At 54.1% G+C, this 14,205-nt stretch carries 11 protein-coding genes; 2 read left to right on the top strand and 9 right to left on the bottom strand.

The features are described 5' to 3' along the window. The first annotated feature begins 18 nt into the window (after positions 1 to 18). Positions 19 to 981, top strand: coding sequence for a polyprenyl synthetase family protein (locus VRZ32_RS05060; protein WP_414524605.1), 963 nt, complete (start codon positions 19 to 21; stop codon positions 979 to 981). A gap of 193 nt (positions 982 to 1,174) precedes the next feature. Here VRZ32_RS05060 and trmB read toward each other — a convergent pair whose 3' ends face one another. The 9 genes from trmB to VRZ32_RS05015 form a co-directional block, all read right to left on the bottom strand. Continuing rightward, positions 1,175 to 1,882, bottom strand: coding sequence for a tRNA (guanosine(46)-N7)-methyltransferase TrmB (gene trmB, locus VRZ32_RS05055; protein WP_414525045.1), 708 nt, complete (start codon positions 1,880 to 1,882; stop codon positions 1,175 to 1,177). A 24-nt stretch (positions 1,883 to 1,906) separates the two neighbouring features. Further along, positions 1,907 to 3,079, bottom strand: a complete 1,173-nt coding sequence (gene metK, locus VRZ32_RS05050; protein WP_414524604.1) for a methionine adenosyltransferase — start codon at positions 3,077 to 3,079, stop codon at positions 1,907 to 1,909. Between the two features lie 215 nt (positions 3,080 to 3,294). Further along, positions 3,295 to 3,705, bottom strand: coding sequence for a helix-turn-helix domain-containing protein (locus tag VRZ32_RS05045; RefSeq protein WP_414524603.1), 411 nt, complete (start codon positions 3,703 to 3,705; stop codon positions 3,295 to 3,297). A gap of 272 nt (positions 3,706 to 3,977) precedes the next feature. Next, positions 3,978 to 5,579 (bottom strand): apolipoprotein N-acyltransferase, encoded by a 1,602-nt coding sequence (gene lnt, locus VRZ32_RS05040; protein WP_414525044.1) that lies wholly within the window; start codon positions 5,577 to 5,579, stop codon positions 3,978 to 3,980. A gap of 432 nt (positions 5,580 to 6,011) precedes the next feature. After that, a complete protein-coding gene (locus VRZ32_RS05035; RefSeq protein ID WP_414524602.1) occupies positions 6,012 to 7,139 on the bottom strand; it encodes a hemolysin family protein in 1,128 nt (375 codons plus the stop codon). 7 nt (positions 7,140 to 7,146) lie between these two features. Next, on the bottom strand, positions 7,147 to 7,797 hold the full coding sequence (gene ybeY / locus VRZ32_RS05030) for an rRNA maturation RNase YbeY (RefSeq protein ID WP_414524601.1): 651 nt from the start codon (positions 7,795 to 7,797) through the stop codon (positions 7,147 to 7,149). Then, positions 7,791 to 8,849: a PhoH family protein gene (locus VRZ32_RS05025; RefSeq protein ID WP_414524600.1), complete on the bottom strand. Its 1,059-nt coding sequence runs from the start codon at positions 8,847 to 8,849 to the stop codon at positions 7,791 to 7,793. Before VRZ32_RS05025 ends, ybeY begins: the two co-directional genes overlap by 7 nt. 139 nt (positions 8,850 to 8,988) lie before the next feature. Continuing rightward, positions 8,989 to 10,431, bottom strand: coding sequence for a tRNA (N6-isopentenyl adenosine(37)-C2)-methylthiotransferase MiaB (gene miaB / locus VRZ32_RS05020; RefSeq protein WP_414524599.1), 1,443 nt, complete (start codon positions 10,429 to 10,431; stop codon positions 8,989 to 8,991). Between the two features lie 218 nt (positions 10,432 to 10,649). Continuing rightward, entirely contained in the window at positions 10,650 to 12,581 is a 1,932-nt protein-coding gene (locus VRZ32_RS05015) for a potassium transporter Kup (protein ID WP_414524598.1), read from the bottom strand. Positions 12,582 to 12,986: 405 nt separating this feature from the next. Between VRZ32_RS05015 and zapE the strand changes: the two genes are divergently transcribed. Continuing rightward, a complete protein-coding gene (zapE, locus tag VRZ32_RS05010) occupies positions 12,987 to 14,201 on the top strand; it encodes a cell division protein ZapE (protein WP_414524597.1) in 1,215 nt (404 codons plus the stop codon). Positions 14,202 to 14,205 lie beyond the last annotated feature (4 nt).

The following is a 14,205-nucleotide window of genomic DNA, read 5'->3' as shown; positions in this document are numbered from 1 at the left end:
AGGTTAATGATTCAAGGGGTGACGCAGAACGAGGGCACGCATCTGGCAGCCAACGAGCATGCGGGTGAAGCAGCGTTTGAGCGCCGTTTGGCGGCAGTTGCGCAAGCAGTAGAGGAGCGTATCGCCGCACTTTTCGAGGATAACCCCCGCAGGGGCGAGATTGCCCGGCCTGCCCGTCTGGTTGCTGCCATGCGCCATGCCATGTTGGGGGGGGGCAAGCGATTGCGGCCCTTTCTGGTTATTGAGACTGCGGCTCTCTTTGGCGTGCCCTTCACGCAAGCGCTTAACGGCGCCTGCGCGCTGGAGCTGGTGCACGGTTATTCGCTGGTGCATGACGATCTGCCTGCCATGGATGATGACGATCTGCGCCGTGGCCAGCCAACTGTCCACAAGGCTTTCGATGAAGCCACTGCTATTCTGGCCGGTGATGCGTTGCTGACGATGGCGTTTGATGTTGTTGCGGATGAAAGCACGCACCCTGATCCAGCGATTCGCATTTCTTTCGTGCAGGGCTTGGCACGGGCGGCAGGGCTTGGCGGGATGGTCGGCGGACAGATGCTCGATCTGGCTGCAGAAGGCCGGTATGGCGAAGTGCTGATGGATGAAGCGCGCATACGTCGTTTACAGGCGATGAAAACCGGTGCGCTGATCGCTTATTCTGTTGAGGCAGGGGCCCTTATCGGGCATGCATCGCTTGAAGATCGCCAGGCGCTGGGCAATTTTGGCCGTGCCATCGGTGCAGCGTTTCAGGTGGCGGACGATCTGCTGGATCGCGAATCAAACGCTGCTGCAATGGGTAAGCGCGTTGCCAAGGATGCTGAAAAGGGCAAGGCAACGCTCGTCGATGTGCTTGGCATCGAACGCGCCCGCATGGAGTGCGATAGCCTGGTCGATAAGGCTATGAATGCTCTGGAGCGCTTTGGCGAAAAGGCTGACACTCTCCGCGCCGCTGCACGGTTTACAGTGACACGTAAGTCTTGAAGAGTCCAATTCCATCCGGTGGCAGTTAGAGCGCAGGATCATCTGATAAAGTCAGAGCTGCGCTTCATTACATCAGACCAGAAAGTGGATGCCGGTTTTTGATAAATCTGATGCACAAACCAATGATTAGAGCAAAATCCCGACTCAACTTGAATGCATTTTGCTCTAATCTTTATTTTTTACCGCAACTTGCCTAGCGACGTACGGCAGTGATGTAGCTTGGTGTGCGGCCTTCGCGGAATGCCTTTTGCTCATAGCGCGTGCTAATCCAGCCATCCCATGGCTGACGCCAGTCATCAGCGCGTTCCGCCTGCCAGACAAAGTCAGGCGAGCGCTCAAGGCGCGCCAGTGTCCATGCTGCGTAGTCATCGATATCGGTCGCAAAGCGCAACAACCCGCCAGGGCGGATGACGCGTGCCAGCATGGCTAACGATTCATCCGACACAATACGACGCTTGCGGTGACGGCGCTTGGGCCATGGATCGGGATAGAGAATATAAGCCCTGCTGATGCTGGCTTCTGGCAGTCGTGCAATGACCGGGATTGCATCGGCATCGTGCAGACGCACGTTGGTGATGTCCTCCTCATCCAGCATGCTGAGCAGCTTCGCCATGCCGTTGATGAACGGTTCGCAGCCAATAATGCCGATGTTGCGATGCGCTAATGCCTGCGCAATCAGATGCTCACCGCCGCCGAAACCGATCTCAAGCCATATATCATCAATTGGCGTATCAAACAGATCGCGCGGTGATATCGGGCCTTCTTCCGGCAAGCGTAGCTTGGGCAGTAGCTCGTTGATCAGATCAGTCTGTCGATCACGCAATTTCTTACCCTTGCGGCGCCCGTAAAAGGCGCCGCGCAGGGTTTCATTATCGTTATCATCTGCAATGGCAGATGGCATATCAGCCGTTATCATGACAACCGGTCAAGCTACCGATGAACGGATGGCATCGATAAGGTCCGTGCGTTCCCATGAGAAGCCGCCATCGGCCTCTGGCGCACGCCCGAAGTGGCCGTAGGCCGCTGTGCGGGCATAGATAGGACGGTTGAGCGACAGGTGCTCGCGGATGCCGCGAGGCGACAGGTCGATCACCTTCAGCAGTGCCTTTTCGAGCCTGGCCTCATCCACGCGGCCTGTGCCGTGTGTATCGACATAAAGCGACAGTGGCTGTGCCACGCCGATAGCGTACGACAGCTGGATGGTGATGCGATCAGCAAGATCCGCCGCCACCACGTTCTTCGCCAGATAGCGTGCTGCATAGGCTGCAGAACGGTCAACTTTCGTTGGATCCTTGCCCGAAAACGCGCCGCCGCCATGAGGAGCTGCACCGCCGTAGGTATCCACGATGATCTTGCGGCCTGTAAGGCCCGTGTCGCCATCGGGGCCACCGATCACGAACTTGCCTGTGGGGTTCACGTGCCAGATGGTGTTTGCGTCGATCCAGCCTTCTGGCAGGGATTCGCGGATGTAAGGCTCAACAATCGCACGCACGTCGTTCGAGTTGAGGCTCTCATCAAGATGCTGTGTAGACAGAACGAGCTGTGTAACGCCAACGGGCTGGCCGTTTTCGTAGCGGACAGTCACCTGGCTCTTGGCATCAGGGCCGAGTATCGCAGCTTCGCCTGAATGGCGTGCGAGTGCGAGGCGCTTGAGAATGCGGTGAGCGTAGTAAATTGGCGCAGGCATCAGCTCTGGCGTTTCGCGGCATGCGTAACCGAACATGATGCCCTGGTCGCCCGCGCCTTCGTCCTTGTTGCCAGCCGCATCAACGCCCTGCGCGATATCGCTGGATTGCGCGTGCAGCAGCACTTCGATGTCGGCATCCTGCCAGTGGAAGCCATCCTGCTCGTAGCCGATGTCCTTGATGGCAAGGCGTGCGAGATGAGAAACGTAATCGGCAGTGATCGTGGCCGGGCCGCGAACTTCACCCGCAATTACGAGACGGTTCGTCGTCGCAAGTGTTTCGCATGCCACGCGTGCTTCAGGTTCAACTGCGAGATAAGCATCGACGATAGCGTCTGAAATGCGGTCGCAGACCTTATCCGGGTGCCCTTCGGAAACCGATTCACTGGTGAAAAGATAATTTTGGCGCGACACGATCCAATACCCCTGCTTTGAGACGTTGCCGGACGGGATACCAGAGAGCAGCTGAATGAATACGGTTACACAACCGCACGATCAGACCTTCGCGCTCAAGGTTTCCTCAAAGACTTCGACTTTTGGCAGTATGTCGCGATGCGGTCAAGACGGGATATCGAACCCGTTCTCTAAAAAGAACGAATTAATGAAAAAAAATGCTCACAGGCGCTATATCAGGCAACCTCAGCAGGGGTGCCGGCAATGGATTCGACAAGTTCGATGATTCGGCGTCGCACAGAAGGATCTTCAATCCGTAAAAAGGCGCGCATGAGCTGCATGCCTTCATCTGTTGAGATTATATCGTTTTTAAAGGGTGCTTGCGCTTCTTCAGCAAAGCCGGAGAGGCCGCCTGTTAATCCCTGCAATCCTTCAAAGAAGTAGGCTGCAGGCACACCTAAAACCGCACCGATCTGTTGCAGACGGCTGGCACTAATACGGTTGCTGCCTTTTTCGTACTTCTGCACTTGCTGGAATGTAACGCCGAGCGCGCCGCCCAACTTTTCCTGGCTTATACCGAGTACCTGGCGCCTCGCTTTGACACGGCCGCCGACATAAATGTCGATCTTATTCGCGTTATTGGTCACTCTAGCCTCTCAAAGGGACGCCAAGTGTAGGGAGATCGTCATCGTCAATATTGTCCAGCATTGTCATAATATTCATCCTGCCTAAGGATTGCTCATCATAACCCTCAACTAAGCAGCTTATATCAATGGATGCCAAGCCTATCAAGGAAATCTAAGACCCACACAATTTCACTTCTATCCCATTGAATTCATAACACTGCACAAGGGTTTTCGTTCCCCTGTATCTTGGAAAATGTACATGGTGTCAAAAAAATATCAGTTTTTCGATCGTTTCATCCTCGTTTTTCACTCTGACGTGGCATAAGAAAGCCAATCATAACAAAGCATAAAATGCTGAGCCAATAAAGACCCGCGCCGATGCGATTGTTGACACTTACGTAAAATGTATCATCCAGTGGTTGTGGGAGGCTTGCGTCAATTATGCCCGAAACGCCAAGAGAGAGCGGTGCGGTGACATATCTGCCGAAAGGATCAATAACTGCAGAAATGCCGGTGTTAGCTGCGCGTACCATGGGCAATCCTTGTTCGATGGCACGCAGTCGCGATTGCGCAAGATGTTGATAGGGGCCAGGCGTAATTCCAAACCATGCATCGTTTGTGAGGTTCAGCAATAAGCCGGCACGCATTGCTGGCTCTTCCGAAATGGAAGGGGGCTGCTTAAGAATGGCCTCATCGGGAAAAATTGCTTCGTAGCAAATAAGGGGTGAAATAGGTGGCAAACCGGGTACGGTCATTGCCTCCCGCGCTGTTCCTGCCTCAAATCCGCCTGGTGAGTTCACAAATTGCCGGATACCCAATTTGCGTAGAAGGTTATCGAGGGGAAGATATTCGCCGAAGGGCACCAGGTGCACCTTATCGTAAGTGGCAAGCGAAGCACCATTGCTATCATATGCACGAATTGCATTGAAATAACGGTAACGTTGTTCCCCAGGAAGCGGCAATTCAGCACGTGCGGCACCAGTTATCAGCACAGTGTTCGTGGGAAGCAGTTGAGCGATATCTTCCAATGCCGCCGGGGTGTGGTCGATCAAAAAGGGAAATGCCGACTCCGGCCAAATGAGATGTGTTACATCTGCAAGTGTCTCGCCGTTGGCTCCCTTTTGTCCGCTGATAGCGGCATAGCGGGCTATCACATTTGCGCGAAAAGCAGGTTCTCCGCGTTCTGCTTCATCGATATTGGGCTGCATGATGCGCAAGTGGATTCCTGGCTGGGTAGGTGAGGGATCAGCCGGAATGCGCCATACACCAAAGCCTGTTATCAGCGCTAGCATGACCATTGCTACTGTTGGCATGACGAAGCGCTGTGCTGTGCTGCCCTTATCGGCCAGTGTTGCCGGTGCGGCGTGGATAAAGAGTACCAGCAACGTTAGCCAGTGCAGGCCGCCTAATGAGGCTATCTGCGCCAATGCCTCGCCCTGGCCATAGGCCATACCCCAGGCATTCCAGGGAAAGCCAGTTAGAACAGTAGCGCGCAGCCATTCAGTAACAGAGAGAGCCGCCGCAAACAGCAATATCCGCCAACAATCATTGCGCCAGATAAGTCCAGAAAGGCCGAAGCCTAAGGCCGTGAATAGCCCTAGAACCATAGGCAATCCGACAACGCCAAGCGGAAGAGCCCATAAGAACTCATCTGCATCGACGAGAAATGCCGATCCAAGCCACCACAAGCCAGCAACAAAATATCCAAAGCCAAACCACCAGCCGCAAAGTGCTGTCCGTGTTGCCTTGCGTGCAATAGGTGCCGTGCCACGCATGGAGGTGTCTATAAGCCAGACAGCAACAGGCAATGTCAGAAAAAGTATCGGCCACAAACCAAAAGGTGGCATTGCGAGGGCACCCAGAGCCCCTGATGAGAATGCCACTAGCCAGCGCATGCGTGGCCACGTGTTCGTTATATCGGTCAACCATGCCTTGGGGTCGCGGGTGGCGACTGTGAATGAAAACGATGTCATGCCTGCGCTGTGCCCGAATCACACTAAAAACAGCTCCAGACAAAGACAATAGAGGCTGCTTCTAGTTTGCTTAAATGGAGAATTCTAATCGGCCGACGATCTCACCTGGCCAGCAAGCGCTTTATGCTGCTTGCGTTTAATTGTCTGGTATCAACAATTCCGGAATTGAAGAAACCTTTAAAACCGTATTTCACGTAAGAGAGAATTCATGCAAAAACAAATAGATAGAGATAAATGGAAATTTATAATTTCTGCTTATTCCCATTTCTATTGTTTGGCTTGATATCGATAAGGGAAGAGCGAATGCGAAGCTTTTATTCGCATCCGCTCTTCGGCATTGCTGCGATTTTTTGATCAGGCGTCTGATGTACGATCGTTTTCCGAATGCCGTTGTGCGGCGCTCTTGCCTTCAGGTGTGACAGGCGAATGCAGCTGACTTTCCAGCCGATCAGCGCGTGTCAGATCGTATACGGCCACTGGTTCATGTTTATTCGGCTGGCTGGTCCAGTCAGCATTGGAGGGCGCGCTTGCCCCTTCGCCGTCAATTGATAGGCGCAGGCGCTTCAGGCGGCGTGAATCTGCATCCAGAATATCGAAAACCATGCCATAGGGCCCCGGTATCCGCTCACCGATATCCGGCACGCGGCCCGCAAGGGTCACGATAAGACCGCCAATGGTATCGACCTCTTCCGCTACCTCAATGGCATCCAGTTCCAGCCCGATGGCTCGCGATACCTCTTCAAGATCTGCGCGGGCGTCAACAAGATAGACGCCGGCGCCACTCTCGGTGATTTCGGGCTCTTCCTCGTTGTCGTGCTCATCTTCGATATCACCGACGAGCATCTCCATGATGTCTTCCATCGAGATGAGGCCATCAGTGCCGCCATATTCATCGATAACAAGCGCCATATGCGTGCGGGTTGCCTGCATTTTAACAAGCAGATCCATTACCCGCATGGAAGGCGGTACGTAAAGCACAGGCCGTAAGATCGCGGCTGCTGACAATGATGTTGTCAGATCGATATCGAGACGTGTTGGCAGCTTGCCTTCCTCGGTGGGCTGGAAAGCCTCCATGCCCGTCTTGGCAATGTAATCGAGAAAATCGCGGATGTGCACCATGCCGCGTGGGTCATCAAGGGATTCGCCATATACTGGCAGACGCGAATGCCCCGCAACGTGGAAGGTGTGGATCACCTCGGCGAGCGAGAGATCGGCCTGAATGGCGATGATGTCGGCGCGGGGCACCATGGCATCGAGCACGCGCAGTTCACTGACATCGAGCACATTCTGTAGCAGGGAGCGCTCTTGTGCGGTGAATTCGCTTGCAGTCGAGCCTTCCTCCAGCGCTTCCTCCAGTGCTTCACGCACGGAAGTATCGTTACGCAGGCCAAGGCCGGTGAGGAGCCGTTCTATCCAGCTGTCGCTTTCGCGACTTGGTCCAGGCTCTTCGGATCTTGACGGCGAACTTCGATCGTCGCTCATGGCCTCTTCAGGTCTCCAGTTCAAAATCGGCATAGGGGTCGGCTATGCCCAGGTCCGCAAGCGCTGCGATTTCCAGCGCTTCCATTTCCTGCGCTTCTTCGTCGGTTTCGTGATCAAAACCGAGAAGGTGCAGGATTCCGTGAATTATCAGATGGGTTGTGTGATCGGCGAAAGTCTTGCCATCATCACGCGCTTCGCGCTCCACCGTCTCATAAGCCAGAATAATATCGCCGATATGAGGTGCATATTCCAGCTCATCCGGCTCCACAGCCGGAAAGGACAATACATTTGTGGGTTTATCAAGGCCGCGCCATTCTGCGTTAAGAACGCGCACCGCCGCATCATCGGCAAGTGAAACGCAGATTTCTGCGCCAACAACCAATGCGATATCTGCACGCATAAGTGCTGCATTGATTGCGCGCGCCGCCAATTCCTCAACATCAGCAAGTTCTGACCAGCGGTCGGATTGCAGGATGACATCAATCGACAACGCATAAGGCTGCAATTCCGGCAAGCCGGATTTCCCCTCGCTGGATCGCTCCGCGTCTGGATCAACTTCGCCCGACATCACAGCAGCAGCATCGCCTGATAAAATATCAGACGATGTCGCTCCTGGTGATAGTGTTCCGGGAAACACCTTCGCGCCTTCACTCACCACGCTTTCGGATCCTCACGTTTTTCATTTGGCTTCTCTATGAGACGGCCTTCTTCTCTATCATAAGCATGGACGATGCGTCTGACTAGCGGATGACGCACAACATCGACATCGCGGAAGCGGATATGGCCCACACCCTCAACGTCAGATAGCACACGCGTTGCTTCCACGAGGCCGGATTTCTGGCCCGGTGGCAAGTCAATCTGCGATGGATCGCCCGTGACGATCATGCGTGAACCTTCTCCAAGACGCGTCAAGAACATCTTCATCTGCATGGAAGTGGTGTTTTGCGCCTCATCCAGCAAGACTACGGCGTTTGTTAAAGTACGTCCACGCATAAACGCAAGCGGTGCAATTTCGATCACACCTGTGGCAAGATCACGTTCAACGTGGCGCGCTTCCATGAAATCATAAAGTGCGTCATAGACTGGTCGCAGGTATGGATCGACCTTTTCGCGCATGTCACCAGGCAAAAAGCCCAGCCGCTCACCCGCTTCCACCGCAGGGCGGGAGAGGATAAGCCGCTCAACGATGCCCTGTTCCATCAACTGCACGGCGTAGCCAACAGCGAGCCAGGTTTTACCGGTGCCGGCAGGTCCTTCGGCGAACACAAGCTCATGCTGGCGCAGTGCACGCAAATAGGCATCCTGCGCCATATTGCGTGCCTTCACCGTGCCGCGTTTGCGTGTGGTGATGTGTTCGAAACTGGCGCGCCCCGAAGGTGAGCGCTCCACCTTCTCGGTTTTGGGTGGGAAAAGCGTGCCCTGAAGCGTACTTTCCTCAATGGCGCCATCAACCTCACCAGTGGTGATGGTGATGCCTTCACGCACTTGTTCGTAAAGTGATTCAAGCACATGTCGTGCTTGCTCGGCGACCGAATACGGCCCCTTGATTACGACATGGTTGCCATTTGCCGTGACCTGCAGACCAAGCCTGCGCTCCATATGAGCAAGGTTTTGATCGTAAAGGCCAAAGACAAGGCTTGCCAGCCGGTTGTCATCAAAGGTCAGCGACACGTCCGTAGTGGCGTTGGAAGATGACTGATCTGCGTTCATGAATGTCGATCGGGTTGGATCTATGATGGGATGTGGGACAATATTGCGTGATCGTTGTGGGCGTTGCTGCAGGTCTGGATCTTGCTGCATGTCTCTTGTTTTCACGCGCATGTGTCCCCCTTTGCTCAAGCTGACGTGATCATGCCGCATTCGCTCCGATCGAAGGCGGCTTCTCCGCGGTCATTGGTTCGCCAACACGTTTACCGAACAGACTGTTTGTGCCCGTTCGGGTTATTTCGACTGATACGATATCGCCTATCGCGACCGTATCGTCGTCGAACTGAACCGCCTGCAGATAAGGTGAGCGCCCGGCCATTTGACCATCTACCCTACCTTTGCGTTCAACCAGAACGTCGAACGTCTGGCCAACGGCTGCGCGGTTGAAATTGTTCCGACTATCGTCCAGCGCCTCTTGCAGTGCAGCAAGGCGGGCACTTTTCACATCTTCCGGCACTTGCGTTGTCATTTCGGCTGCAGGCGTGCCGGGGCGTGGGCTGTATTTGAACGAGTAGGCGCTGGCAAAACCAATCTCGTGCACCAGCCGCATCGTGTCCTCGAAATCGGCATCAGTCTCGCCGGGGAAGCCGACAATGAAGTCGGATGACAGTGCAATATCAGGGCGTGCCGCCCGTGTGCGTTCGATAATACGCCGATATTCGTCACTCGTATGTTTGCGATTCATTGCAGCCAGAATTGTATCCGATCCGGATTGTACGGGCAGATGCAGATAGGGCATCAGCGCGGGCAAATCGCGGTGGGCGGCGATGAGTTCGTCGTCCATATCGCGCGGATGGCTGGTCATGTAGCGCAACCGTGCAATGCCCGGCACTTCAGCCAGCCGATGCATCAAGCGGCCCAAAGACCATGTTTTGCCATCCAGTCCTTCACCGTGATAGGCATTAACATTCTGGCCGATAAGGGTAAACTCGCGCACGCCCGCACTTGCCAGCCGTTCCGCCTCGCCAAGAATCTTGGCAACCGAGCGTGAAATCTCTGCGCCGCGTGTGTAAGGCACAACGCAGAAGGTGCAAAATTTGTCGCAACCTTCCTGAATGGTCAGAAATGCTGAAACGCCACGCGACAGGATTTTTTCGCGCGAGGGTGCGGGAAGGTGATCGAACTTATCCTCAATCGGGAATTCCGTATCGACAACCGGTGCATGCTTGGCCTTTGCCAAAAGGGATGGCAGGTTGTGATAGTTCTGCGGTCCCACCACGAGATCGACAGCCGGCGCACGGCGCAATATCTCTGTGCCTTCCGCCTGCGCGACGCATCCAGCCACAACGATGGTGGCATCACCGCCAGCGGCTCTGCGTTCGTCTTTCATGACGCGTAAACGGCCGAGTTCGGAATAGACCTTTTCAGCGGCCTTTTCGCGAATGTGACAGGTGTTCAGAACAATGAGATCGGCATCTTCGGCGCTTTGCGTCTCGATGAAGCCTTCTGGGGCGAGCACGTCCGCCATGCGTTCCGCGTCATACGCGTTCATCTGGCAGCCGTAGGATTTGACGTATACTTTTTTCTTCACGTTCCAGCTTTGCTGTGCGTTGCGCGGATAATTTATAACCTGATATCCTGCCATCAATGTGCGCCTGAGCACGGTTGATGAGCAAGATATTATATAGGGCAATCAATGCCCCATGTACCATAGACTACACGATATTTCATCGCAGATTAAGCACTCGTTTACACAGTCTGCATGACATGGCGAATTACCAGAAGCCTTTTAAGGTATTTGTTAACAGCGATTGTACGCTGCTTTGCTAAAAAAACCTTATGCGGCTTCATGTTTCGACATCTTCACACGGTTACCTGGGTGCCAACCTCGACCACGCGTCCGGTTGGAATCTGGAAGAAGTCCGTGGCGTCGCTGGCGTTGCGGGCGAGCGAGATGAACAGGTGATCCTGCCAAAGGGGCATTCCTGATTGTGCCGCCGGACGGATGGAGCGACGCGACAGGAAGAACGATGTCGACATGATATCGAACTTGAAACCAAGCTTGCGCAATAGCGATAGACCCTGCGGAATATTAGGGGATTCCATATAGCCAAAGCGCATCCGCACCACCCAGAAATCTTCGGATAGCTGCTCTAGCGCTACGCGCTCACCGTCTATCAAGCGCGGGCTGTCATCGGTTGCAATGGTAAGGATGACGTTTTTTTCATGCAGCACCTTGTTATGCTTCAGGTTATGTAACAGTGCAGATGGTGCGGTTTCCGGATCGCTTGTCAGAAACACAGCCATGCCTTTAACGCGTTGTGGATGGCTATGTGTCAGCATGTCGATAAGCTCATTCAATGGCACATCAGTCTTGCGTGTTTTGGCAAACAGAATGCCGGTGCCCTTACGCCATGTTGACATCACCACAACAAGGAACGCTGCCAGCACGATCGGCACCCATCCGCCCGATACCAGCTTGCCCATATTGGCCGAGAGGAATGCCGCATCGATGATAATGAATGGCAGCATCAACGCCAATGTTGCTGCAAGCCCCCATTTCCAACCGCGCCAGATGACGAAAACTGCCAAAATGCCATCCATCAGCATCGCCCCGAAAACCGAAATGCCATAAGCGTGGGACAGGGCGCTGGACGTCTGGAACGCCACAACCAGGATGAGCACACCGGCCAATAGCATTCGGTTGACTTTGGGCATGTAGATTTGCCCCGAATGTTCAGCCGAAGTGAAACGGATTTCCATACGTGGCAACAGCCCAAGCTGGATCGCCTGCCGGGTAAGCGAAAATGCCCCCGTAATGCCCGCCTGTGAAGCTACAATGGTGGCGAGGGTTGCCAGAATGATAAAGGGTATTAACGCCCACTCCGGTACCAGATGATAGAACGGGTTCTGTATGGCCTCCGGATGTGCCATCAACATCGCGCCTTGTCCCAGATAATTCAGGGCAAGAGCGGGGAAAACGATATAAAGCCACGCCATGCTGATTGGCTTGCGGCCAAAATGCCCAAGATCCGCATAAAGCGCCTCAGCGCCCGTTGCCGAAAGGCATACTGCCCCCAGCACTACAATCGCAATCCCCGGATGCTGAAAGAGAAAGCGTACGCCAAAGTATGGGTTGAATGCCGCAAATACAGCCGGATCATCAAAGATATGCGTGAGCCCCACGCCAGCAATGGCAATGAACCATACCACCATGATAGGGCCAAAAAACGCTGCAACCCTTGCTGTGCCATATCTTTGCGACACGAATAATGCCACCAGAATGGCAACTGTGATCGGCACAACATAATGATCAAGCGCAGGAGTTGCGAGCTTCACCCCCTCCACCGCTGAGAGCACCGACATGGCCGGTGCGATAATGGAATCGCCATAAAATAACGCTGCGCCCAACATGCCAATGAGCACAATGACGCGACGATTCTTGCCCATCAATCGTTGCGTGAGTGCAACTAGCGTGAGGGTGCCGCCCTCGCCTTTATTATCGGCGCGGAGTAAGATCAGCACGTATTTGCAGGTCACAACCAAAATGAGTGTCCAGAGGATCAACGACAGAACACCAACCACCGAAGAACGTAATAGCTCACCACCAGAAGAGGCGGCCAATACGGATTCCCGAAGCGCATAGAGAGGGCTGGTGCCAATATCGCCGAACACCACACCCACCGCCCCAAACATGAGCGTGCGCAAGCGTCCTGGTGTTAAATCCTTGCCGGTCTCGGTTTTGTCCGTTTCGGGATTTTCGGCATTCTGCACGTTGGTTGCGATATCATCCATCCTGGAATGCTTTCTGCAAATAGGCCATACGTGTGTCTGGCATTGTCGCAACGGTTGTCAGAATATCCGCATGCGGCGGCGCGCTCATAACATAGGGGGAGTGTTTGTGCCAATCGTCTGTCTGTCAAAGAGAAAACGAACGAGAATGCAGTTTGTGCCCACGCATTTATGCTGAGATAGCTTTCATTCATGCAGAAAACAGAATGACAGGTTGCAATATTTGTCGTTTGTAGAAAAAATTACATAAAATCAATTACATAATCTATATTGAATGAAGCGTTTCATTCAGGATAGTCATCATTTGCATTGCGATTGGAGGGCCGAAAGTTTACAGCAGGCATAAAGCAGCAGAGGATAATCTGCGCGCATCGGCCTTTTTATATGGATGGATCCAGGGATCACCGCATGACAGCCCATACATCTGCGCCAGATTTGTCGTCATCAGCTTCGGTGCGGGCACGGTATGAGGCATTGGTGGCAGAAGGCGCAATTGAGCGTGATTCTGCGCAGGAAAGGCTTGTAGAGCGGCTTGACGGCGTGATCGCAGCGCTGACAGTTGCGCCTGCGCATCATAAAGTGAGCCGTCTGGCACGCTTCTTCGGTGCAGGGCGGGAGACGAAGGCTGAGCCGGTGCGGGGGCTTTATGTGTGGGGCTCTGTCGGGCGTGGCAAGACCATGCTGATGGATCTCTTCATGGAAGCAGCCCCGGTTGAGCGTAAGCGGCGCGCGCATTTTCACGATTTCATGGCTGATGTGCATGAGCGCATCTTCCGCTTTCGCCAGCGCATTAAAGAGGGCAAGGAAAAGGACACTGATCCCATCCCTCACATCGGCGCTGAGCTGGCTGCGGAAGCGACGCTGCTGTGTTTTGACGAATTCACTGTTACCGATATCGCTGATGCGATGATTCTGGGGCGCTTGTTTACAAGCCTTTTCGCGCTTGGCGTGACAGTCATTGCCACTTCGAATGTTGTGCCAGACCGGCTCTATGAGGACGGGCTGAATCGTGCGCTATTTCTGCCATTCATTGAACTGCTCAAACAGCGGATGGAAGTGGTGGAGTTGTCCTCGCGCACGGATTACCGGCTGGAGAAGCTGAGCGGCGCTGATGTTTACCGCACGCCGAATGATGCATCTGCAAGAGCCGCGCTTGATGACGCCTTCCGTCAGCTTACCGGTGTTAAAGAAGGTGCGCCGGTGGAGCTGAATATAAAAGGGCATCTCCTGCATGTGCCGCAGGCTGCAGGCGGGGTTGCGCGGTTTTCGTTTGCTGATCTTTGCGCCAAGGCTCTGGGAGCAGCAGATTATATTTATCTAGCCCAGCATTATCATTCGATCGTGCTCGATGACATCCCCGTGATGAATGCTGAGAACCGTAATGAAGCCAAGCGTTTCATCATACTGATTGATGCCCTATATGATCGCCATGTCAAACTGATTGCCTCGGCGGAAGCAGATGCAACGGGGATTTATCTGGCGGAAGATGGGCGCGAGGCGTTTGAGTTTGACCGCACGGTTTCACGATTGATCGAGATGCGCTCTGAGGATTACCTGGCATTGCCCCATGGACGGGGGGACTCGTTGGCTTCCGGTGAAAGCACAGGGCTTGTAGAGACATGAGTTC

Origin of the sequence: Pseudochelatococcus sp. G4_1912, assembly GCF_047501465.1 — a bacterium.
Classification (GTDB): domain Bacteria; phylum Pseudomonadota; class Alphaproteobacteria; order Rhizobiales; family Beijerinckiaceae; genus Pseudochelatococcus.
The sequence above is the reverse complement of the archived record's forward strand: the minus strand, read 5'-3'. Positions and strand labels throughout refer to the sequence as shown.

Excerpts from the sequence above, each read along its gene's own strand:
- trmB (WP_414525045.1), bottom strand. The coding sequence starts at position 1,882 with ATGCCATCTGCCATTGCAGATGATAACGATAATGAAACCCTGCGCGGC.
- lnt (WP_414525044.1), bottom strand. The coding sequence starts at position 5,579 with ATGCGCTGGCTAGTGGCATTCTCATCAGGGGCTCTGGGTGCCCTCGCA.
- VRZ32_RS05035 (WP_414524602.1), bottom strand. The coding sequence starts at position 7,139 with ATGAGCGACGATCGAAGTTCGCCGTCAAGATCCGAAGAGCCTGGACCA.
- VRZ32_RS05025 (WP_414524600.1), bottom strand. The coding sequence starts at position 8,849 with ATGAACGCAGATCAGTCATCTTCCAACGCCACTACGGACGTGTCGCTG.
- miaB (WP_414524599.1), bottom strand. The coding sequence starts at position 10,431 with ATGGCAGGATATCAGGTTATAAATTATCCGCGCAACGCACAGCAAAGC.
- VRZ32_RS05015 (WP_414524598.1), bottom strand. The coding sequence starts at position 12,581 with ATGGATGATATCGCAACCAACGTGCAGAATGCCGAAAATCCCGAAACG.
- zapE (WP_414524597.1), top strand. The coding sequence starts at position 12,987 with ATGACAGCCCATACATCTGCGCCAGATTTGTCGTCATCAGCTTCGGTG.